Annotated in this window: 21 protein-coding genes, 2 pseudogenes and 1 riboswitch; of the genes and pseudogenes, 10 read left to right on the top strand and 13 right to left on the bottom strand. The window is 49.8% G+C overall.

Annotated elements, in window-relative coordinates; translation table 11 throughout:
• Positions 1 to 126: 126 nt before the first annotated feature.
• Positions 127 to 777, bottom strand: a complete 651-nt coding sequence (locus AC2UZI_RS12435) for a hypothetical protein (protein WP_486944196.1) — start codon at positions 775 to 777, stop codon at positions 127 to 129.
• Positions 778 to 904: 127 nt separating this feature from the next.
• Here AC2UZI_RS12435 and AC2UZI_RS12440 point away from each other — a divergent pair, with 127 nt between their 5' ends.
• From AC2UZI_RS12440 to AC2UZI_RS12450, 3 genes and pseudogenes are all read left to right on the top strand, one after another.
• Positions 905 to 1,120, top strand: a complete 216-nt coding sequence (locus AC2UZI_RS12440; RefSeq protein WP_486944197.1) for a helix-turn-helix domain-containing protein — start codon at positions 905 to 907, stop codon at positions 1,118 to 1,120.
• A 64-nt stretch (positions 1,121 to 1,184) separates the two neighbouring features.
• Positions 1,185 to 1,517, top strand: a complete 333-nt coding sequence (locus AC2UZI_RS12445) for a hypothetical protein (protein ID WP_486944198.1) — start codon at positions 1,185 to 1,187, stop codon at positions 1,515 to 1,517.
• 245 nt (positions 1,518 to 1,762) lie between these two features.
• Positions 1,763 to 2,146, top strand: a pseudogene (locus AC2UZI_RS12450) (Rossmann-fold NAD(P)-binding domain-containing protein); the annotation flags it as partial.
• A gap of 26 nt (positions 2,147 to 2,172) precedes the next feature.
• On the opposite strand, the gene AC2UZI_RS12455 reads toward AC2UZI_RS12450, so the two are convergent.
• The 6 genes and pseudogenes from AC2UZI_RS12455 to AC2UZI_RS12480 form a co-directional block, all read right to left on the bottom strand.
• Positions 2,173 to 3,474: a TRAP transporter large permease gene (locus tag AC2UZI_RS12455; RefSeq protein WP_486944199.1), complete on the bottom strand. Its 1,302-nt coding sequence runs from the start codon at positions 3,472 to 3,474 to the stop codon at positions 2,173 to 2,175.
• Positions 3,475 to 3,497: 23 nt separating this feature from the next.
• Positions 3,498 to 4,016 carry a TRAP transporter small permease gene (locus AC2UZI_RS12460; RefSeq protein WP_486944200.1) on the bottom strand — a complete coding sequence of 173 codons (519 nt, stop codon included), beginning with the start codon at positions 4,014 to 4,016 and terminating at the stop codon, positions 3,498 to 3,500.
• 59 nt (positions 4,017 to 4,075) lie between these two features.
• Positions 4,076 to 5,053, bottom strand: a complete 978-nt coding sequence (locus AC2UZI_RS12465; RefSeq protein WP_486944201.1) for a TRAP transporter substrate-binding protein — start codon at positions 5,051 to 5,053, stop codon at positions 4,076 to 4,078.
• A gap of 70 nt (positions 5,054 to 5,123) precedes the next feature.
• A pseudogene (locus tag AC2UZI_RS12470) lies at positions 5,124 to 5,516 on the bottom strand (aminotransferase class I/II-fold pyridoxal phosphate-dependent enzyme); the annotation flags it as partial.
• 202 nt (positions 5,517 to 5,718) lie between these two features.
• Positions 5,719 to 7,026 (bottom strand): branched-chain amino acid transport system II carrier protein, encoded by a 1,308-nt coding sequence (gene brnQ, locus AC2UZI_RS12475; RefSeq protein WP_486944202.1) that lies wholly within the window; start codon positions 7,024 to 7,026, stop codon positions 5,719 to 5,721.
• A gap of 8 nt (positions 7,027 to 7,034) precedes the next feature.
• Complete coding sequence (locus AC2UZI_RS12480; RefSeq protein ID WP_486944203.1) at positions 7,035 to 8,105, bottom strand: metal-dependent hydrolase; 1,071 nt, start codon at positions 8,103 to 8,105, stop codon at positions 7,035 to 7,037.
• A gap of 254 nt (positions 8,106 to 8,359) precedes the next feature.
• Between AC2UZI_RS12480 and trhO the strand changes: the two genes are divergently transcribed.
• Both trhO and AC2UZI_RS12490 read left to right on the top strand, forming a co-directional pair.
• Positions 8,360 to 9,382, top strand: a complete 1,023-nt coding sequence (gene trhO, locus AC2UZI_RS12485) for an oxygen-dependent tRNA uridine(34) hydroxylase TrhO (RefSeq protein WP_486944204.1) — start codon at positions 8,360 to 8,362, stop codon at positions 9,380 to 9,382.
• Between the two features lie 91 nt (positions 9,383 to 9,473).
• Positions 9,474 to 10,151, top strand: a complete 678-nt coding sequence (locus AC2UZI_RS12490) for a glutathione S-transferase (RefSeq protein WP_486944205.1) — start codon at positions 9,474 to 9,476, stop codon at positions 10,149 to 10,151.
• A gap of 50 nt (positions 10,152 to 10,201) precedes the next feature.
• Here AC2UZI_RS12490 and fabI read toward each other — a convergent pair whose 3' ends face one another.
• From fabI to gloB, 3 genes are read right to left on the bottom strand one after another with little or no spacing between them, the layout of a single operon-like run.
• Positions 10,202 to 10,987: an enoyl-ACP reductase FabI gene (gene fabI, locus AC2UZI_RS12495; RefSeq protein WP_486944206.1), complete on the bottom strand. Its 786-nt coding sequence runs from the start codon at positions 10,985 to 10,987 to the stop codon at positions 10,202 to 10,204.
• Positions 10,988 to 11,026: 39 nt separating this feature from the next.
• Complete coding sequence (locus AC2UZI_RS12500; RefSeq protein WP_486944275.1) at positions 11,027 to 12,421, bottom strand: transglycosylase SLT domain-containing protein; 1,395 nt, start codon at positions 12,419 to 12,421, stop codon at positions 11,027 to 11,029.
• A 5-nt stretch (positions 12,422 to 12,426) separates the two neighbouring features.
• A complete protein-coding gene (gloB, locus tag AC2UZI_RS12505) occupies positions 12,427 to 13,242 on the bottom strand; it encodes a hydroxyacylglutathione hydrolase (protein ID WP_486944207.1) in 816 nt (271 codons plus the stop codon).
• Positions 13,243 to 13,275: 33 nt separating this feature from the next.
• Here gloB and AC2UZI_RS12510 point away from each other — a divergent pair, with 33 nt between their 5' ends.
• The 5 genes from AC2UZI_RS12510 to dnaQ are packed head-to-tail and all read left to right on the top strand — an operon-like array spanning position 13,276 to position 19,441.
• Complete coding sequence (locus AC2UZI_RS12510) at positions 13,276 to 14,028, top strand: class I SAM-dependent methyltransferase (RefSeq protein ID WP_486944208.1); 753 nt, start codon at positions 13,276 to 13,278, stop codon at positions 14,026 to 14,028.
• Complete coding sequence (gene rnhA, locus AC2UZI_RS12515; protein ID WP_486944209.1) at positions 14,021 to 14,473, top strand: ribonuclease HI; 453 nt, start codon at positions 14,021 to 14,023, stop codon at positions 14,471 to 14,473. Before AC2UZI_RS12510 ends, rnhA begins: the two co-directional genes overlap by 8 nt.
• Positions 14,474 to 15,610: an efflux RND transporter periplasmic adaptor subunit gene (locus AC2UZI_RS12520; protein WP_486944210.1), complete on the top strand. Its 1,137-nt coding sequence runs from the start codon at positions 14,474 to 14,476 to the stop codon at positions 15,608 to 15,610.
• Positions 15,611 to 15,639: 29 nt separating this feature from the next.
• On the top strand, positions 15,640 to 18,678 hold the full coding sequence (locus AC2UZI_RS12525) for an efflux RND transporter permease subunit (protein WP_486944211.1): 3,039 nt from the start codon (positions 15,640 to 15,642) through the stop codon (positions 18,676 to 18,678).
• 46 nt (positions 18,679 to 18,724) lie between these two features.
• Positions 18,725 to 19,441: a DNA polymerase III subunit epsilon gene (dnaQ, locus tag AC2UZI_RS12530; protein ID WP_486944212.1), complete on the top strand. Its 717-nt coding sequence runs from the start codon at positions 18,725 to 18,727 to the stop codon at positions 19,439 to 19,441.
• Here dnaQ and AC2UZI_RS12535 read toward each other — a convergent pair.
• From AC2UZI_RS12535 to AC2UZI_RS12545, 3 genes are all read right to left on the bottom strand, one after another.
• A complete protein-coding gene (locus tag AC2UZI_RS12535) occupies positions 19,438 to 20,358 on the bottom strand; it encodes an EamA family transporter (protein ID WP_486944213.1) in 921 nt (306 codons plus the stop codon). The two genes, dnaQ and AC2UZI_RS12535, sit on opposite strands and share 4 nt — an antisense overlap.
• A gap of 102 nt (positions 20,359 to 20,460) precedes the next feature.
• Positions 20,461 to 20,937 (bottom strand): GNAT family N-acetyltransferase, encoded by a 477-nt coding sequence (locus AC2UZI_RS12540; RefSeq protein ID WP_486944214.1) that lies wholly within the window; start codon positions 20,935 to 20,937, stop codon positions 20,461 to 20,463.
• Positions 20,938 to 20,993: 56 nt separating this feature from the next.
• Entirely contained in the window at positions 20,994 to 21,554 is a 561-nt protein-coding gene (locus AC2UZI_RS12545; protein WP_486944215.1) for a 6,7-dimethyl-8-ribityllumazine synthase, read from the bottom strand.
• A riboswitch (FMN riboswitch) is annotated at positions 21,555 to 21,699 on the bottom strand.
• Between the last annotated feature and the right edge of the window lie 4 nt (positions 21,700 to 21,703).

Here is a 21,703-nt window from a genome sequence, read left to right on the forward strand (position 1 = left end):
ATTGTCAGAATTGTTGTTCGTATGATCCGCTTCAGCAAGGCACCAAACGCCCTAGAGCAATTAGGCATTTTCTATCCGATACGGATGCTCTAAAAATATTACAAGTGCATCTGTACAATTCCTTTGCTACCACTGGGTCGAGCGACAATTAAACCCACCTAATCCATTTGGGGTGCAATCTGTCGTAGTCTGCTTTGGAGTACTGTTGCGTATCATTTCTTCATTACGTTTCATCGCTTCTTCATTCCGACGAGTGGCGTCCTCAAGCATTCGCTCACGTGACTGTTGTGCATCCCGCATATCAGCTTCATGCCGACGCTGATTACTCCGAATGGTTGTCTCTGCGCGTCCATTTATGATTGCGTAACGTCGTGTATTAAATTCGCCCCAAGTAATGCGCTTGCGACGAAGATTCTCTAACTGCTCGACCACAGCGTTTGTACTTCGAATAGACGCTGCTCCGATTGATGGACTCGTTACAAAAACAATATTTGCTGTCCTTGATCCACACTCATCCAGCAAATCGCGGAACTTTGCAATTAATGGCAGTTCGGCTGCAGTTGCATAGCTTTCGTTGAAGCGCAATTTTCCTCCTTCGGCAGTCGGCCTCAGCTCGACTTTATTGCGGATAGGAGCAAACTCCGGCGCGTCCCATTGAGCTTGGCATTCAGCACGGACCTCAGCCATACGTTCGAAAGTGTTATCCCTCCCCCCAAACAAAGAAGAGCAGCCTGTTAACGTCATCGTCAAAATCATCAACAGAATCTTACTTCTCATCTTATTTCCCCTTTATATAAAAATTATTATTCTCAAGTACTCAATAAGAACCACAAAACGTCACGATCAGACCACATGTCACGATTAGTGTGTGTTCCTTTTAGTTTACACTCGGTAAAAGCTTGGGATGCAACCTATCCTAAGGAAACGCTTTGGCACCAAAGTACGCTGCCTCAGAAAGGCCTCAGGGCTCTCACAGGAAGCGTTCGCCGACAAGTGTGGTTTTGCCCGTACTTACATGAGTCGAATTGAGACGGGGGGTTCTAATGCCTCTCTTGATGCTATTGAGACTTTAGCAACCGCGTTAGGCGTATCAGTCGGCGAGCTGTTCAAAGACTTATAGCCTAGACTTTGTTGTATTTGGTATTGTTCTGTCGAAAGTTAACCATTCTTAACCATGGACGCTTATGAAACCCGGAGTTTTCCCTCCTACTGTAGACGCCGAGACCATTAGCCCCCTACTTCATGACATCGAGGCATGTGCACAGAAACATGCTGAACGTATGCGTCCGTTGCTCAGCGACATCGCCGATGCAGGAGTACGTTATGGTCAAGCTCTTGCGAGCTACGACCCCGACGGTAGTCGTCAATACTCTGCGGGTGAAATGGAGAGGCTTCAAGCGTCATTGCAAGCAGCACATGCGGCATTGGGTGACTTATGCAGTTTGGCCCACCGTTGCCGTAACGAGCATGAGCTGCAACCACACGACAGCAGCGGTATGTTGGGCTACATTAAATAAATCACATAGCTTAAATTTATTGGTTGAAAAATGGTGGAAAATATTACTTGTAACCTGTAATGCTACGGCTTATATTGGTTTATGGCGGACTCTCTGTCCGCCAAGAATTCGTCTAATTAGCTAGACACCAATTAAGAAACCCGTAAAGCGAAATGCTTTACGGGTTTTTTGTTGTCTAGCTAATTTGTCAATTATTTAAAAGATAGATATTAAAAAATAGAAGAAGCGGCTGAGTTTGATGTGCTTATGGGGTGGATGTGCGTAGTTTGCGCTACCCTGGATTAATCTCTTATAAAACCGCACCCGGAGGCGGCACCACGGATTATGCAATGGACATTTTTCATGCAGCCGTTACAGGTCGACCTTATTCCTGTTTACTGAATGCGGATGAAGTATTGCCCATGATGTTTATGGGCGATGCGGTCTGGGACACAATTGAATTGATGCAAGCCCCGCTAAATGCCATACGTGAACGGGGTAGCTATAACGTGGCGGGTTTGAGCTTTAGTCCACAGGAAATCGCTGCAGAAATTCAACGCCAAGGCGCGGCGTTAGCGATTCATTATGCGGCCGACTACCGGCAAGACATTGCAGCCGGATGGCCGGATTCGATTAATGATGATCAAGCGTTATAAAAAAGGTGAAACGGAGCATCCTACTTACGTACGTACTGAGGCAGCCACGTCGCGAGTTCAGGCCAAGCAATAAGCAGGAATGCCATGGCAAGCATGATCAAGAACATGGGGAACGCCGCCTTGATCAAATAGCCAAGGTTGTGTCCTGTCATGCCTTGTAAAATAAATAAATTAAAACCAACAGGCGGGGTGATTTGTGCCATTTCCACTGTAATGACGACGAAAATACCAAACCAAATGGGGTCGATGCCTGCTTGGCGGATAATGGGCTCGACGATTCCTATGGTTAAGACAACGGCAGAAATCCCGTCTAAGAACATGCCAATCACGATGTAGAACAGAAGCAAAACCAGCAAGAGTTCAAACTGAGTTAAGCCTAAACTGCCAATCCACATCGCAAGCGTGCGGGGTAAGCCGGTAAAGCCCATTGCTAGCGTCAAAAATGCAGCGCCTGCTAACAGTAAGGCGATCATGGCCGAGGTACGTGTGGCCCCCATTAGGCTGTCGATGAAAGTACGGAGCGACAAAGACCGTTGCGCGGCGGCAATGATTAGCGCACCTATCACCCCCACGGCAGCGGCTTCGGTTGCGGTGGCGATGCCGGTGTACATTGATCCGATCACAAAGGCAACCAGAAGTACCACAGGAAAGAGTGCGCGCGATTGCCAAAGTTTAGCTTTGAAGCTCATGCTTGGCTCTTTAACAGGGTTCCACGAACGTGTGAATCGCGCTGCAAACGCTGTGTAGATCATGAACATCAACGCCAGCATCAGGCCTGGAATGATGCCGGCAATAAAAAGTTTAGTAATGGACTCGTTAATCGTGACGCCATACACAATTAAGATGAGTGAGGGGGGAATCAATAATCCTAAGGTGGCGGCGCCTGCTAACGTACCCATGATCAAGTGCTCTGGGTAATTACGTTTACGTAGTTCAGGAATGGACATGCGGCCGATGGTAGAGCACGTTGCTGCCGAAGAACCAGAAACCGCCGCAAATACCGTACAGCCCACGGTATTAGTATGCAGTAGTCCTCCGGGGAGGCGCGACAGCCAAGGCGAAAGCCCTTTAAACATGTCTTCTGAAAGACGCGTGCGATATAGGATTTCACCCATCCAAATGAACAAGGGCAATGCCGTTAGCGACCAAGAAGAAGAGGAACGCCATAAGATCGTCATCATGGCGTCTCCCGTGGGCCGAGAGGTGAATAGTTCCATCCCGATGTAGGCACAGCCTAATAAAGAAAGGCCCACCCATAAGCCGCTGCCCAGTAGAAGAAATAGGACAAACAGAAAGATGCTAACAACGTAAAAAGATTCCATGATGTGAGCCGCATTCTGTAAAGTTAGATGGTCTCGCTTGCGATATTGTCGCGTTTGCGTACCAACATGGAGATAAGGTTGTCAGCAAAGCACAAGGCCAGAATGACCGAACCCACGGCAACAGGTGTTTGAACAATCCATAAGGGCGTTGCATCTTGCCCCTGACTTACATCACCAAGCACATATGACCAATAGACCATAGCAACGGCATACCAGGCCAGTACGCAGGTAAAAACGGTTGCCACTAGGTGGCAAATGAGCTCGGCGATATAGCGCTTTGTGCCTTCTAGGCGGCCTAGCAAAATACTGACACGCACGTGTCCACCTTTATTTAAGGTATAGGCAAATGCCATGAATGAGGCGGCAGCCATCATATAGCCAGCGTAATCTGTGGAGCCAGGAAAGTGAATGCCCGTAGCGCGAGCTGCCATTTGAAGCACAATAATCACTAAAATTGACAGCAGAAAAAGGGCAGACAATGCGCCCGAGGCCAGATAGATAGCATCCAAAAGCCGACGCACTTTGCATAGCAATGAAGTCATGAGAGCACCTTGCAACGTTGAGAAGGGCTGGCACGACCTCCAGCCCACCCCAGTCAGCTTTATTGTGCGCGATACGCGTCAATAATAGATTGGCCGTCTTCTTTTGCCTTTTCAAGCCATTCGGTGGTCATGATCTCGCCCAGCTTTGCTAAGCCTGCCTCAAGCTCAGGGCTAGGAGGCGTTACCGTTACGCCATTTTCTTCTAGTGTTTTTTGGTATTGCTCGGCCAAGGCTTTTACCTTTTCTAAGCCTTTGTCATAGGTGATATCGCCGCATTCTGTAATGGCATTTTGTGCAGTGTCGTCAAGACGACTCCAAGCGCGTTTGTTCACAAAGACGGTATTGCGCGGTAACCAGGCTTGTACATCGTAGAAGTGGGTAATACCTTGTTCCCAAACTTTGGAGTCCACGCCTGTGGTGCTGGAGGTCATGATGCTATCAACCACACCCGTGGCAAGCGCTTGGCTAAGCTCAGCGGCTTCGATTTGCATCGGGATCATATTGGCGAGTTCCGCAATACGAGCAGTGGCCGCGTTATAGGCGCGGAATTTGATGCCGCTGAGGTCTTCCACGGTATTAATTTCTTTTTTTGTGTAGAAACCGCTGGCCGGCCAAGGCACTGAATACACGTAAACCAGATTTTGAGAGTCTAAGACTTTTTCCATCTGGGGTAAGGCCGTTTTCCAAAGGCGGTCGGAGGCGTCGAACGAGGTGGCTAAGAAAGGAATGGCCTCAACGCCATAAATGGCATTTTCATTCTCATGGGCGGAGGTCACGCGTTCGCCAATATTGGCCTGACCGGTTTGAACGGCGCGTTTGATATCGTTGCCAGCAAACAGCGAACCATTAGGGTGCGTGATAATTTCAAGCTTACCCTCACTTTTTTCTTTCACGCAGGTAGCAAACTCGGCGGCATTTTCTGAGTGAAAGTTATTGGCTGGGTAGGCGAGGGGCATATCCCATTTTTCAGCATGGGCGGCAGTCGCTACGGTACCGAACGCAGCAGACAGGACGAGATAAGAAAACGTTTTACGCATGGCGATGTCTCCTAGTTATGTTTTTTTTCTGATTGTATACGTATCGTAACCCTTGGTGCTAAATGATGCCGAGGTCTTGCATATTATTGTTTTTATAACGAAAGCGCTTGGCTTTACAAAGCCGTACGCCATCAATAATGCTGGCATGACTCAGCTCGTCGCTAATGATGGCGTCGTTTTCATCGAGCAAGGTTTCAAATAGAGCTACGTTGGCATCGAAGCAACTGGAATACAAAATAGCGGCTTCGGTTTGTAGGTACTGGGCCAGTTGCGTTTCTAACTGCTTGTGCACGTGTTGCGTTCCGCAAATGAAACGTACCGATGCCATTCCAAAGCCGTTTTCATCTAAGCTGGTTTTAGCAGCTTCAATTAAGCGGGGATCATTCGCTAAACCCAAATAATTATTCGCACAAAAATTGAGTACCTCGCTACCACCGTTTAAACGGATATCGGTTGCCTGGGGGCGCTCATGAAAGCCCCATCTTAGCCAGCGAGACCAAAGGCTACCGCTTAAAAGTTTGGGGTCCAATCGAATTAGCCGGTGAGTTTGAGTGGTACGAGTTGGTGTTACAACCAAATGGAACATTACGTTCTGAGGCGCATGAGTTGCGTAATATGTCAGACGTTCCGGCTAAGGCTCTATTGGTTGTAGTACACGCAAGTATCTAAGGTTTGAGTGGCCTACATCTATCATTGATGGCAGAAAGCAAGACTGTCACAAGAACAGGTAAAAGCCAGCCTAAACCCAGATTGGCCCCAGGCATGTCGCTTAGCATTGAAGGCACTAAGAAGTCGAAGCCAGCAGCCGTCAAGCCATCCATCACACCGAATAACGCGGCGATACTTAAGGTGGGTATAAATACGCGCGAGGAATTTTTCCACAATGTTGAAGCAAGGCTAAGAGCCACCAGCGCAATCGCTACGGGATAAATGGCGGACAGTACCGGTACGGATATCGCAATCAGTTGTTCCAGCCCTTGATTCGCAACCGCCATACTAAAGAGGCTAACCACAATCACCACCATGCGATAAGTGGCTTTGGGAATGATTTTACTGAAGTAGTCCCCGCAAGCCGAGACCAAGCCTGCGGCGGTGGTTAAGCACGCAAGGGTAATCACAATAGCCAGTAAGACACTGCCCCCAGCCCCAAAAACATGGTGAACAAAGGCACTTAGTATCGGGGCGCCGGTTGTGGCGTTAGGGGCGATGTTGCCACTGCTGGCCCCTAACCAAATCAGCGACAGGTATACCAGAGCCAGACCAATGGCAGCGATAATACCCGCGACAATGGCGTATCGTGTAAGTAATGTAGAGTCTGAAATACCTCGGCTGCGAATGGCGTTGATAATAACAATGCCGAAGACCAATGCACCCAGAGCATCCATGGTTTGGTAGCCTTGTGTGAAGCCTTGCGATAACGGAGCGACCAGATACAAGCCTGAGGGCTCGCCTACGACTCCAGCAGGCACCAGTATGGCGGCGATGGATAAGATAATAAGCGCGAGAATTAGCACAGGGGTAATGATTTTACCGACGGTGTCGATCATTTTCCCAGGGAATAGGGCGATGAGCATGACCAGACTAAAGTACACAAAGGTATAAATGCCCTGTGCAAGCTGCCCGCTGCCTACAAACGGGGCGAACCCCACTTCAAACGAGACGGTCGCGGTACGTGGCGTTGCAAAAAAGGGGCCGATAGTTAAGTACACCAATATGCCCAAGAGCATACCCGCCCCTTTACCAATGGGGGACGTAATGGCCCGCATGCCCCCGCCTACCCGCGCCAATGCGACGATGGTTAACAAAGGAAGGCCTACACCTGTTAACAAAAACCCCAGTGCCGAGTACCAAAGGTGTGAGCCCGATAGTTGGCCAACCATAGGTGGGAAGATAATATTACCCGCCCCAAGAAACAGGGCGAAAGTCATGAAGCCCAAGGCGATGACGTCTCGGATGTTAAGGGTGTGGTTCATAAAAAACCTTATTGCAAAGGTAAGGTGAAAGGCTGATGGTTCAGTTTCGCATCGCGAGCCCACTGCCCAAGTGGCAATGGAGGGTTTTGGCTCCAAATACGATGCATAACGGGTTTCAAATCGGCAAAACTTCGCGAACTTGGCCACAGATAGGGGCTAACCCATTGCCACGAGTCGGCGTGATTAAGCTCACCGACAACGAAGCGGAACGAGTAATGTCCTGCGCCCATGCCCATGCGTAGGTCGCTGACAATTAATAAGTCGTCACGAACGTCAAAACGCACCCAGTCTCCGTTGAACCAACGCAATCGATCAAGTTCGGGCGAAGGCTGTATGGCCTCTGCCAAATGGAGGTTGTTGGCAGCACACCAGCTTTCTGGTGGAGACCGGTCAAATAAACCCACGATGACTTCGCAGTCGAGGTCTTGAGTGGTACGGATGACAGCGCGCCATAACAGCGTGCTAAAGGGCTGGGGCGTCGTGAAACTGCGAGCAGGAGTGTGGCCTTGGGCCATTAGGTGGACACGGGCTTTATGGTCAGCATACTGTTGGCCCAGTAAGCTTAAGCCTAAATAGCTGGTGCTGATAATAAGCGCAACGATGCAGGCCTTGGTGGTGATAAGGCGAGCTCCGGCGGACAGCCCAATCAGCGTGGCAATGAGTAACGGCACGGTGTAGGCCGGATCGATGATAAATAAGCTGCCCCATGCTTGCGGCGTAGGCGTCAGTGGCCACAATAATTGCGTACCATAGCTCGTAAAGGCGTCCAGTAGCGGATGTGTAATCAAGATAAGCCATAGGCTGAACAGCAAATATCGTGCGCGATAACGGGGGTCAGGACGCAGTAAGCGCCATAACAGCGTTAGCACAACAGCCAGCGCACTTAAGGCAAAGACCGAGTGAGAGAAGCCTCGGTGATGAGTCATGGCGAGAATGGGGTCGCTGTAGCGTATGACCACATCCAGATCCGGTAACGTCGCAAGAACGGCACCTGCCGCAACAGCTTTACGGCCATGAAAGCGGCCTAGCGTCGCCCCAGCTAGAGTCGCCCCAAGAACGGCTTGTGAGAGGGAGTCCATTTACTGAGCTTTACCAGAAAGCGGCGTTCGAGGATGGCGATAGAAGGGGGTACTGGTCATGGTGAATAAATAGTGAGTTTTATTGCGCTAAAACAAATGGAATGGTTATTTGAGTAGGAAGGCATGGCTTTAAAGCGTTATTATCTTAACGTGTCCTTGATCGGTCGTTAACCTTCTTTTTATAACGATCGTTACGAGTCTTTTGTTGAAAACATTGCTTAATTGCTTTTTATTGCCTGTGTGCTTTTGTTGATATGGCCAAATACTTAGTTGCCGCCCTTTACCATTTTGTTGAGTTAGAAGATTACGCTGCGCTGCGCGATCCTCTTGAAGAGTTTTGTGCAAAGCATCAGGTGATCGGCACGTTACTGCTGGCTCGGGAGGGCATTAATGGCACAATTGCTGGCCCCGAAGCGGGTGTGCGTGAGGTATTGAGCTACTTACGTTCTGACCCACGATTACATGCTTTAGTTCATAAAGAAGCTTGGGCAACCGTTATGCCTTTTTATCGTCTAAAAATCAAACTAAAAAAAGAAATTGTGACGTTGGGCGTACCGGATCTCAAAACGGCTGAAATGGTGGGCGAATACGTACGACCTGAAGACTGGAACCGTTTAATTCAAGACCCGAACGTTGTGGTTGTCGATACGCGAAACGATTACGAGGTCGGGGTGGGCACCTTTAAAAATGCCATTAACCCAAAAACAGACAGCTTTTCTGAGTTTCCGAAGTGGGTGGCTGAACAAAGTCAGCCGGGGGGTGTTTTAGCCGGAAAGCCTAAAGTCGCTATGTTTTGTACCGGTGGTATTCGATGCGAAAAATCCACTGCTTATATGCGTTCGCAAGGTTTTGACGAGGTCTACCACTTACAAGGCGGCATTCTTAAATACTTAGAAGACGTGGCTGAGGAAGATAGCCTATGGCAGGGTGATTGCTTTGTGTTTGACGAGCGTGTCGCCGTAGGGCACGGATTAAAACAAGGCGATTATGAGTTTTGCCGGGCTTGTCGTATGCCCTTGACGGCTGCAGAGCGTGATATGCCGCAGTTTGAAGAGGGAGTCAGTTGTGCGCATTGCATCGGCACATTTAGCGATGACAAGCTTGAGCGTTTGCGCGAACGTCAAAAGCAAACTCGTTTAGCGCAAGAACGAAACCTACGACACATCGGGGCGCCCATGAACGAGCTTAAGGCTCAAAAGCGTGCATGGCTAGAAGAGCAGGCCGAGTTATCCAGACAAGCGCAAGAACGAGCCCAATCCATCAAGGACAACGATTAAGCGTTATCGACTCTTATACTCATACACAGAGTGTCGGTGTGTGTGGTACATATAAATAGTAAGAGTAATCGTTATCAAGAGGACTTGGACTGTGGGTCTACCTATATTGTATTCATTTAGACGCTGTCCCTACGCCATGCGAGCACGCTTGGCAGTGGCCTCAAGCGAGCTGCAGTGTGCGCTTCGCGAGGTGGTTTTGCGCAATAAGCCCGAAGCGTTATTAGAGGCTTCCCCAAAGGGAACGGTGCCTGTGCTGGTTACAGGGACACAGGTGGTGGATGAAAGTATCGACATTATGCAATGGGCGCTTTCTCAATCCGATCCAGAATCGCTGCTAACACCACAAAAAGGTGACTTGGCGCAGATGCTAGCGCTTATTGCAGAAAATGATGGCTTGTTTAAGCAAGCTTTAGATCGCTATAAGTATCCACAACGGCATGCAGAACATAGCGAAGCCGGCGGTGCGGATGACTATGCAGCAATTCACCGTGATGAAGGGGCGAAATGGTTGCAGCAACTAGAACAACGTTTGGCCCAAGATCGCTATTTGTTCGGTGTGCAATTATCGTTGGCTGACATCGCTATTGCGCCTTTCGTGCGTCAGTACGCACATACGGATCTCGACTGGTTTAACGAGCAACTTTGGCCCAATTTAATTGGTTGGTTTAACGAATTTGTTGCGTCAGCACGGTTTTTGCGAGTCATGGAAAAATACGAGCCGTGGGAACCACAACAGGCAAAAATTATTTTTCCACCACCCCAGCTTTAAGCAAGGTATACGCAGCCAAACCTTAATGGTTTAGCTGCGGTTTATGCGAATTATTCTTGCATGCCTGGGGCAACGCAGGAAAAACCACCGTCTACGTGGGTAATCTCGCCAGTCACTCCAGCGGCAAGATCCGATAGCATAAAGGCAGCTACATTCCCTACGTCTTCAATGGTGACATTGCGACGCAACGGCGAGTAGGTCTCTACAAATTTAAGAATCGATGAAAAATCTTTAATGCCGCTGGCTGCTAAGGTCTTGATTGGGCCTGCCGAAATGGCATTAGCACGTATACCGCGGGGCCCAAGCGACGCCGCTAAGTAACGCACGCTGGCTTCCAGTGAAGCCTTGGCTAGCCCCATTGTGTTGTAGTGTGGAATGGCCTTTTCTGCGCCAAGGTAGGTCAGTGTTAGCACTGAGCTTTTACGTCCTTCGAGCATGGGAAGAGCGGCTTTGACCAATGCGGGAAAGCTGTAGGCTGAAATATCATGCGCGACACGGAAGGCTTCGCGAGATAAACCATCTAAAAAATCGCCAGCGATGGCTTCACGGGGGGCGAAGCCGATCGAATGCACTAAGCCGTCTAAACTATCCCAGTGACTACCAAGTTCGCTCACAGCTTCAGCAATTTGCTCATCTTCGGAAACATCCAAAGGTAAAACAATATTGCTTCCTAGATCGGCTGCATAGCCTTCCACACGTTCTTTGAAACGTTCCCCTACATAGGATAGCGCAATGTCTGCTCCTTGCTCGCGACAGGCCTTAGCAATGCCATAAGCGATAGAGCGATTGGAAATCACTCCGGTGATAAGGATGCGTTTGCCTTCTAGAAAACCCATGCTGATAAATCCTTTTTTTTCTTTAAGGGATAATAAAAATTATCCGCGTATATCGGTGCCTGGTACTCGCAAGCGATAACCAAGTTTTAAGGTGCTGCCGTTCAAGTTATTGAGCTTTTTAAGCTCAGTGACCGTGGTATTGTACTTGCGTGCCAGCCCAAATAAGGTGTCGCCTTTCGCCACGCGATGGGTTAACACGTTGGGTTGACGGCGCATCACGGTAACATCGCCTTGAGGGCGGTGAGTGCTTTTCGAGGCGCTGACAGCAGCGCCTGTGTCCAATGAGGCCAGTTGAATACCGATAGGGTCATTGCTGGCGGGCTGCGCAGCGTTAAGGTCGATAGGAACCAATAAGTTCTGTGCCTGTGCGATGGTTTGTTTAGCGCTTAGACCATTGAGACTACGTAACTCAGTAATACTGATTCCGTGGCGTTTAGCAATCGCCGAGATGCTTTCGCCGCGCTTGGGCTGATACACACGCCAATTGCTTAAATTACCGGTGTAAGCAGCGAGATTACTGTTAAAGATGTCGACCTTGTCTTTAGGTAATAGTAATTGAGACTGATGGGCAGGGATAACTGCGCGGTTGTACGATGGATTCAAGTGGGTGAAATCGTCAAGTGACATTTCAGCCAATTGAGCTGCCAGTTCAAGCTCAATATCGGTGCTGCGCTGTATTGTGGCGAAGTAGGGTTCGTTTTGAACCGCAGGTAAGGTAATGCCGTAACGCTCGGGGTCAGTAATAATATTTTTGAACGCTTGCAGTTTCGGCACGTAATTGCGCGTTTCATCGGGCATGCTTAATGATAGGTAATCGCCCGATAAGTTTTTCTTCGCATTGCGTTCGATCGCTCGGCGCACCGATCCTTCTCCCCAGTTATACGAGGCCAGTGCCAGGTACCAGTCGCCTTGGAACTCGTATAAGTAGTTCAGGTATCGTAATGCCGCATCGGTAGAGGCGATAGGGTCACGGCGCTGATCGTGCCACCAGTCTTGTTGCAGATCGTAGTAGCGGCCCGTGCTGGGAATGAATTGCCATAAACCGGAAGCGTGTGATTTCGAATAAGCCTTAGGGTTATAGGCGCTTTCCACGAAAGGCAATAAAGCGAGCTCGGTGGGCAAGCCACGTTCTTCCAACTCATTCACGATGTGGTAAAGGTAATGGCTTGCCCGCTGGCTCATGCGCTGTACGGATTCGGGGTGAGACGCGTAATAGTTTGTCCAGTGCTCGACCAGATCCGTGCGTAAATTTGGAATGGCATAACCGCGACGGATTCGATCCCAGACATCACGTGGTGGATGGGTGAGATCGATAGTGCGAGAGGTGTCAGCGGCGACAAGCGGCCCAGTGTCTTTTTTCGCGGTTTGGGTTTGGGTGGCACAGCCTGCGAGAGCAACGGCTATGCATAAAATAAGAAGGCGTAAGACGTTCATGGCGATTAAAAGTTGTTTTTCCATTCGCGTAAACAGGCGAATACATTGACCGGCGAAGTCAACGCTTTACCCGCATAGGCCTGCGCGGCATCGACGACCTCAGGGTGGTGGGTACGAATAAACGGATTAACGTCCCGTTCGGTTTTTATCGTGGTCGGAACAGTGGGTAGCCCGTCTTGACGTTGGGCCTTAGCCTGATTCCAACGCGCTTGGATGGCCACGTTTGAAGGTTCGACCTCAAGCGCCCATTCCAAGTTCGATAGCGTGTATTCGTGAGCACAGCATACAAGAGTCGTAGCAGGCAAAGCCGATAGTTTACCCAGAGACGAGGCCATTTGTGCAGGGGTGCCTTCGAATAAACGTCCACATCCTGAAGAAAATAAGGTATCGCCGCAGAATAAAATGGGCTCTTCAGCGTTGTCATTTGAAAAATAAGCGATATGACCGGCGGTATGCCCTGGAATATCTAAAACGGAAAAGCGAAGGGATAAGGCATCAATGTGAACAATATCGTCTTGCTTCAAGGGCACATCAAGGCCGGGAATATGTTCACTGGCTGGACCATAGACGGTCGCGTCCGGGTAGGCTTTTAACAGTTCAAGCACACCACCCACGTGATCACCATGATGGTGTGTAATTAAAATTGCGTCTAAGCTTAATGATTGTTGTTTAAGATAACGCAAAACGGGCGTCGCTTCTCCGGGGTCAACCACGACAGCCTTGTCGTCTTTTTCGAGTAACCAGATGTAGTTATCGTTAAAAGCGGGCAATGGGGAAAGACGCAGTTGTGAATATCCGGCAGAGCTGAGTACGTTCTTCATAGAAAGGGAGGTAAGTTATCAGTGGATCAGACCATGATTGCCGCCGTTGCGCAGTGGTTTCACACCACGTCGGGTCGCTATGCGCGTGCTTGGGAGCACAAGCAGGTTAACACTATGGTGGCTAATACATTTGGCTATCATGCCATACAACTTGGTCTACCGCATTGGGACTTACTTAGGGCTAACCGCATCCCTCACAAAGTGTGTACGTATGGCGCGCTCGACAATGATATTAACCGTAAAGGGCTGTTGTTGTGTAAGCCCGAAGCATTACCGTTTGATACAGAAAGTGTGGACCTTATCGTTTTACCGCACGTACTTGAGTGTTCAACCGACCCGCACCAAGTCTTACGAGAAGCGAATCGCGTATTAGTACCTGAGGGGCAGCTTGTGATTACGGGGTTCAGTCCATTCAGTTTGTGGGGGATGCGTGATCGCATACCAGGACTTGAGCAACTCATGCCAGTGTTACCGTCACATCATTTGTCTCAGCATCGAGTCTGTGATTGGTTATCGTTGTTGTCTTTCGATATTGAACAAACCACTCAAGGGTGTTTTGCGCCGCATTGCACAAGCCGAAAGTGGTTGCGTCGGTGGGCCTTTTTGGATGTGATGGCGCAACGAGGTTGGCCATTAAGTGGAGCCGTTTATGCTGTATCAGCCGTTAAACGCGTAAACTCCATCACCTTGGTGGGATTGAATTGGTCTAAAAGTAAGCAACGTGTCGCGCGAGGGGCGGTGCCCGCCGCGAGACGTGATGCAGAGGTATATAAAACGCATGAGTAGTCAGGTAGAAATTTGGTCGGACGGGGCTTGCAAGGGAAACCCCGGTATGGGTGGATGGGGGGCGCTGTTAAAGCACGGAACGCATACAAAAGAAATTTATGGGGGAGAAACCAACACAACGAATAATCGGATGGAACTTTTAGCCGTTATTCAAGCCTTAAAGGTGTTAAAAAGGCCATGTTTGGTTACGGTTCATACTGATTCGCAATACGTGCAAAAAGGCATGACCGAGTGGCTCGACAATTGGAAGTTGCGGAACTGGCGTACGGCCAGTAAAAAGCCGGTTAAAAATGCCGATCTTTGGCAAGAGCTTGATGCGCTCGCCCTTCAGCATCAACTCACGTGGAAATGGGTTAGGGGTCATGCAGGCGATCCGGGAAACGAGCGTGCTGACGAGCTCGCCAACTTGGGCGTGGACAGCGTATTACTAAGTAAAGAGAACTGAATGAATAAACGCAGGTGGATGTGGGTCGTAGCCATTGCTGTGGTGGCAAGTGCGGTGCTGTTTTTTGGTGGCGCGAATGGCCTAGTGCGACAGGCACTTGATCCGCAGCAAGAGCAGAGCACCGAGCTGAGTCCTCGCTTAACACCGGACCAAGAGGCATTACCAGACTCACCCGCAACGCAGCTGGATGACATTGCGACGGACCGCGTCGATGTGGAAGCCATTGCTGCCGAGTTACGTCCCTTAGCGCGGCAGATTAACGCCGTAGGGTCGTTGCGAGCGCGAGACTCCGTATTATTGCGTGCAGAAACCAATGGTCGGATTACGCATATCGATTTCAACCAAGGCTTGCCTGTACAGAAAGGGCAGCTCTTAATTCGCTTGGATGACAGTGTGGTGGCGGCCCAGCTTCAAGAGGCTAAAGCCAAATTAAGTTTAGCCAACAGTCAGTTTCGACGCTCTCAAGAACTCAGCCAACAGGGGTTTATTAGTTCGCAAGCGCGCGATGAAACCGCTAGCCAGTTACAAGTCGCTCAAGCCAGTGTGGCATTAGCCCAAGCACAATTGGATAAAACAAGCATACGGGCACCGTTTGATGGGGTGGTGGGACTCAAAAACATTTCCGTGGGCGATTACCTCAGTCCAGGGGCCGAGCTGGTTGCGATTGAAGCGGTGGATCCACTTGATGTTGATTTTCGTATTCCCGAACAGTATCTAGCCGAAATTTCAGTGGGTTTACCGATTGATGTTCGCTTGGACGCCTTTCCAGGGCAAACGTATCGGGGCGAAGTTGGCGCGATCAGCCCCGTTGTTGATGCCACAGGGCGTTCGCTATTGTTGCGTGCGCAGGTGCCAAATTCGAGTTTGAATTTACGTCCGGGCTTGTTTGCACGCGTGACGCTTGAGCTAGGGGCGGATGATGTCGTTATGGTTCCAGAGTCTGCCATCACGCCCTCAGGTAGTGCACAGTATGTGTTCAAAGTGGTTAATAATGTGGTCCAGCGAGTAGAGGTTTCAGTCGGACTACGGCGAGACGGCTGGGTCGAAGTGGTAGGAGTTGAGCAAGGCGAGCAGATAGTCGTGCTAGGGACGCAAAAGGTGGCTGAAGGCACGGCCGTAAATGTGGTTAATCACTAGGGCTACGGCTTTATTCTTCAAAGACGCTTATGTTGCTTTCTGATGTTTGTATACGCCGGCCTGTATTTGCCACGGTTCTTTCCTTATTAATCGTACTGATTGGATTGATCTCTTACGACCGTTTAACCGTAAGAGAATATCCCGCCATTGATGAGCCCGTGGTGTCAGTGTCTACCACGTATACAGGGGCTTCACCCGAAGTGATCGAGTCTCAGGTCACCAAGCCCCTAGAAGATCAGTTGGCCGGTATCGAGGGGGTTGATGTGATGACCTCGCGTAGTCGGTTCGAACGTAGCTACATCAACATCAAATTTCACCTTAGCCGCTCTCCCGAGGCGGCTGCCGCGGATGTGCGCGATAAGGTGTCCAGAGCCCGACGCTTTCTACCCGATGAAGTCGATGAGCCTATTATTAATAAAGTCGAGGCGGACTCTACCCCCATTATTTATATTGGGGTGAATTTGGGGGATTACGACCCGATTCAAGCGTCTGACTACATTAATCGTTATGTAAAAACGCGTCTTTCGGTGCTGCCCGGTGCCGCCGAGGTACGTGTGTTCGGCGAGCGTCTTCCTTCGATGCGCATTTTCGTCGATCGTACTCGGATGGCGGGCTATTCCTTAACGGTGCAAGACATTGAAGACGCGCTACGGCGCCAAAACGTTTTGATCCCTGCTGGACGTATTGAATCGCGTGAGCGCGAGTTTTCTGTGGTGTCGTCCACCGACTTACAAACGGTTGAAGAGTTCAATGCCATTATTGTGTCGCGGGTTAACGGATTTCCTGTCCGTTTGGGCGACATGGCGGACGTGCGTGTGGCGGCGCTCGAAGAGCGAGTATTGGCTCGTTTTAATGGTAATAACAGTTTATCAGTCGGTGTAACCAAGCAATCCACGGCCAACCCCTTGGACTTGTCCCTAGCCGTGCGAGACGAGGTTGAAGAGATTAATCGCAACTTGCCTGGAAACATGCAGTTGGTGATCACCTACGACAGTTCGGTCTTTATTCAAGAATCCATTAAGTCCGTCTATATCACCATTGCTGAAGCCATCGTGTTGGTGATGCTTGTTATTGTTTTCTTCCTGCGCAACGTCAGGGCAAGCTTAATCCCCATCGTGACCATCCCAGTTTCATTAATTGGGGGGCTAGCGTTGATGTACGCTTTTGGCTTCTCTATTAATACATTGACCTTACTGGCGATGGTGCTGGCCATTGGTTTGGTCGTGGATGATGCCATTGTGGTGCTAGAGAACGTTTATCGTCATATCGAAAATGGCATGAACAGCCTAGAGGCATCCTTCCTAGGGATCAAAGAAATTGCTGGCGCTGTGATTGCCATGACGCTTACGTTGGTGGCGGTTTTTGCTCCCTTGGCGTTTGCTACTGGTCGAACGGGTAGGCTGTTCATTGAGTTTGCCTTAACGCTAGCGGGTGCCGTGGCGGTATCGGGCTTTGTCGCCTTAACGTTGACGCCGATGATGTGTTCTCGTTTATTAAGAGCAGAAACTCGGCAACCCGGACGTCTATCTCAGGCCATTGAAAATTTTCTACAGCGCCTAACCATACGATATCGTCGAGGTTTGATTCGATCATTACGGCATCGAGGTTGGGTGGCGTTGTTGGGTGTAGTCGTTGCTGCGTTTAGCGTGGTGTTATTTAACGCCATGGAAAGTGAGTTGGCGCCCACAGAAGATAGGGGGGTGATTTTCGGCGTGGTCAGTGCGCCTGAAGGAGCGACCTTAGCATACACCTTGAATAGCGTAGAAAAAATCGAGGAAATGTACAGCACCATTCCCGAGATGCAGGGCGTGCAGTCAATTATTGGCTTCCCCACCGTGACAGATTCGTTTGCGATTTTGCGACTGGCTCCCTGGGACGAGCGCACACGAGCCCAACAAGACATCGCACGCGAATTACAACCCAAATTTAGCGCGCTGCCGGGTGTGCGTGCTTTCCCAACAAATCCACCTTCTTTGGGGCAACGGGCTACCTCTAAGCCAGTTGAGTACGTGATTATGAGCCAAGCTCCGTATCCAGAGCTTGCGAGTATTGTGAAGCGTTTCACGGATGCGTTGGCTGATTATCCCGGTTTGCAGAATATCGATACCGATTTACGGTTGAACACCCCCGAGTTACGAGTGCTTCTGGATCGTGAAAAGCTGGCGGACAGTGGTGTGAATGTGGACACGGTAGGGCGAACACTTGAAAGCTTAATTGGCGGACGCCAAGTGACCCGATTCGAAACGGACGGTGAGCAATACGATGTCATCGTTCAAATTGAAAAAGAAGATCGTTCTCGCCCCGATGATATTCTCAATATCTATGTGCGTGCTGAGTCGGGCGAGATGGTGCCGCTATCCGGTTTTTTAAGTGTTGAAGAAACCGTGTCTCCGCAGTCGTTAAATCACTTTAACCGTTTACGTGCCGTGATCGTACAAGCATCGGTCGCCCCCGGATACGCCTTAGGCGAGGTGCTGACGCATATGGATAGCGTGGCACAACAAACCTTGCCGACCTCGGTGCAGCTTGATCTTGATGGGCAGTCGCGAGAGTTCAGAGACTCTTCGGGCAGCATGTACTTTATTTTTGTGATGTCCCTTATTTTCATTTACTTAGTGCTAGCGGCCCAATTTGAAAGTTGGCGTAACCCCTTGATCATTATGCTGTCGGTGCCGCTCTCTATGACCGGGGCCCTCTTGGCACTTTGGTTAAGTGGGGGGACACTATCGATATACAGCCAGATTGGTTTGATCACGTTGGTGGGGCTGATCACCAAACACGGTATTCTGATTGTCGAGTTTGCTACCCAACTGCGCTCTCAAAGGGTGGGGCTGTATAGTGCGGTAGTGAAGGCATCTGAAATGCGTTTACGCCCCATATTAATGACCACTGGCGCGATGGTGCTTGGCGTACTGCCGCTTGCTTATGCGACGGGCGCGGGTGCGGAAAGTCGACATCAAATTGGTTGGGTGTTGGTTGGGGGGTTAACCTTCGGCACTGTGTTAACGTTGTTTGTGGTGCCCGTTGCCTACACCTTTATTGCCGCGCGGGCTCGATTACGTGAATAGCGTAAAATAAGACTTCGCTGTTTATGTGCTCTGACTTTAAGTAATTATGCGCCAAATTATATTTGATACGGAAACCACGGGCTTGGACCCTGCCGAAGGGCATCGTCTGGTCGAGCTAGCCGGCGTGGAAATGATCAACCGTAGCCTGACAGGGCGACACCTGCATCTGTACGTCAATCCAGATCGTGATAGTGATCCCGAAGCGCTGGCTGTACACGGCTTAACCACCGATTTTTTAGCTAATCATCCGCGTTTTGAAGAAGTGGCCTCACAGGTGGTCGAATTTATCGACGGTGCAGAAGTCATCATTCATAACGCCCCTTTTGATCTGCGCTTTATGGATGCCGAGCTTAAACGGTGTGGTTTAGATAGCTTTAGTCAGTATTGCGCGAAGGTCACTGATTCGTTGGTGTTGGCGCGAGAATTGCATCCTGGTAAGCGCAACAACTTAGATGCGCTTTGTGATCGCTACGGCATTTCTAACGCGCATCGTACGTTACACGGCGCGTTGCTTGACTCCGAGCTATTGGCAGACGTTTGGCTAGCCATGACACGCGGGCAAGAAAGCCTGATGATGTTAAGCAGTGACGATGACGTTAATGTAGAAAATGCGGCGGCACAGTTAACGCGCTTTGATGCAGGCCAATTGGCAGTTATTCGCGCAAACGAGCACGAGCTTAACGAGCATCAAGCTTATTTGGATAGCTTGGAAAAAATCAATAAGCAGCCGCCTCTTTGGAGCACGTTGGCGGCGCAAGACTAATTTTGTTTGGTGTAGGCTAGAACAATGATGCCTGCGATCACGGTGGCCCCACCCAGAATTTGAATCGGGCTCAACGCTTGGCCTAGTATCAACCAGCCTAAACTTAATGAGGCAATGGGTTCAATGTTCATCGCTGGTGCGTTTTGTGCCATATCAAGGCGCGGTGCAAAAATAAACAAGAAAGTAAATGCGCCAGCGTACAACGAACTTAAAATGGCTAAAGAAAACCACCCCACGAACGAGTCAGGCCAGGCAAGCCCGTTAGCAATCATCCCCAGCTCTCCGGCGGCCATCGCGCAGATGAATACCACGATCATCGTATAGAGACTACGTACTGTGCCATTGACTGTGGGCAGTTTGTGTTCAATGACCCATAATGCAACGGCAAAAGAAAGCGATGCTAACAGGGAAAAACCGATTCCGATTAGCCAATGCAGAAGCTCACCACTTGGCTCAGCAATGCGCGCGGGGATATCCAAAGCCAATAGCAGCCCTACAATAATTCCCCCCATAATGAGACTGACTCGAAGAGCGGGGCGGCGACCCCCCAAGCCCCACGTAATCAGTGCGAGCCAGACGGGAAAGGTATTGACAACCAATAGTGCAATGCCGACAGGGATACGGGAGACAGCCGAGTAAATACTGATGCTTTGACAGGCGATTAATAAACCTAGCAAAAGTTGCCAACCTATGTGGCCGCGGGCGAGGGAAATGGTTTGACGACGTATTACCACAACGGTCGTGAGTACCAGTACGGTGACTGCAGAGCGAAAAAGTACGGCAGTCAGCAAGCCTGTGTTGTGATCAAACGAGATTCGCGCAGCAATGTGGGCACTGGCAAAACAAGTACCCACTACGAGCAGTATCAGTATGGATATGTGCCTTGGGAACGAAGCTGGGCGAATAAACGTGGGCATTCAGTTTGTGTAAAGTAGGGTGAAGAAATAAGCTGCCGCGAGATGCCAATGTAACGGTTTATCCGTTCAATGGTTGGAAGAAAGGGTAGGCGTTAGGCTCGTTTACGCTAAGCGTACATGGTAGCGGCGTTTTAAGCGATCACCCGCTGCATACATTGGACTATCTTCGGGTACGGCAACGGTATTGACGTAAAGAGCGCCCAGCTTTTCACAGGTTCGTCGGGAAGCTAAGTTTTCTGGATTACAGGTGATCCAAAGGTCTTTCATGCCATTTAACTTGGCCAAAGGCAATAAAAGATGGGTCGCGCGTTGTGCGTAAGAACGACCTCTGAAATTTGGAAATACCTCATAGCCGATATGGCCCAGGTGATTAATAAGGGTAGGGTGCTCGCCAATGCGCAGATGAATGACGCCTACGACCTCGTCCCCACATTGCATACTGAATTGATAAAAAGGAGCGCCGTCCTTCATGGGGTTGTGATGGCATGAAAGATCAAGTCTTAGCCTAAGGTCATGGTCCCGCAAGTTGATGTTCTCGGGACTCGCTAAGGTTTCAGTTGATGCGGTGTCGTTAGTCATCGGTCAAAGCGTTGAATGGCACTCATTGGAAGTAGAGTGCCAGAAATAAAAGTACGTTAAGCAGCGGATAGCGTATTAATTTTAGCTAAGCTTTCTGCTGTGCTGAAGCAAGCGTTAGCAGCTTCGGCCCCTTTTTGAACAAAATGTTCGGCGAAAAAATCGTAATGTGGACCGGCCTCGTGAAAATGGTGAGGAGTCAGCATTACTGAAAACATCGGTGTTTCGGTGTCGAGCTGTACTCGCATTAATGCGTCAACAACGGTAGAAGCAACAAAATCGTGACGATAGATACCGCCATCAACCACCAAAGCACATGCTACGATACCAGCGTAGCCTTCAGTTTGGGCTAATTTTTTGCAGTGCAATGGGATTTCGTAAGCGCCAGCAACGGGGAACACATCAATTTGTGAGGCGTCGATACCCAGTTTTTCGGCTTCGCGTAAAAAGCCATGATACGCATTTAAGACAATGTTTTCGTGCCATTGAGCATGAACAAAGGCATAGCGTAACTGCGAGGCATGAGGGTAGGTAGAGGGTTGATTCTGATTCATGGAAAGCTCAATAATAAGTCCAGAATCAGGGCGTACAGCAGCGGCCTGAGGCCGAAGCCAAGGCATGTGCGTTTTCTTTCATCCGGACTATAACCGTCGGCTTTGGATTCACACCAAATCTGCTGACCCTAACTGACTGTAGGCGCTCGCGGGCTGAAGCACGTAGGCCATTACCGCCGGTGGGGAGTTACGCCCCGCCCTGAAAACGTAAAAAT

The sequence above is a fragment of the Paenalcaligenes sp. DL 463 genome, from assembly GCF_057475185.1.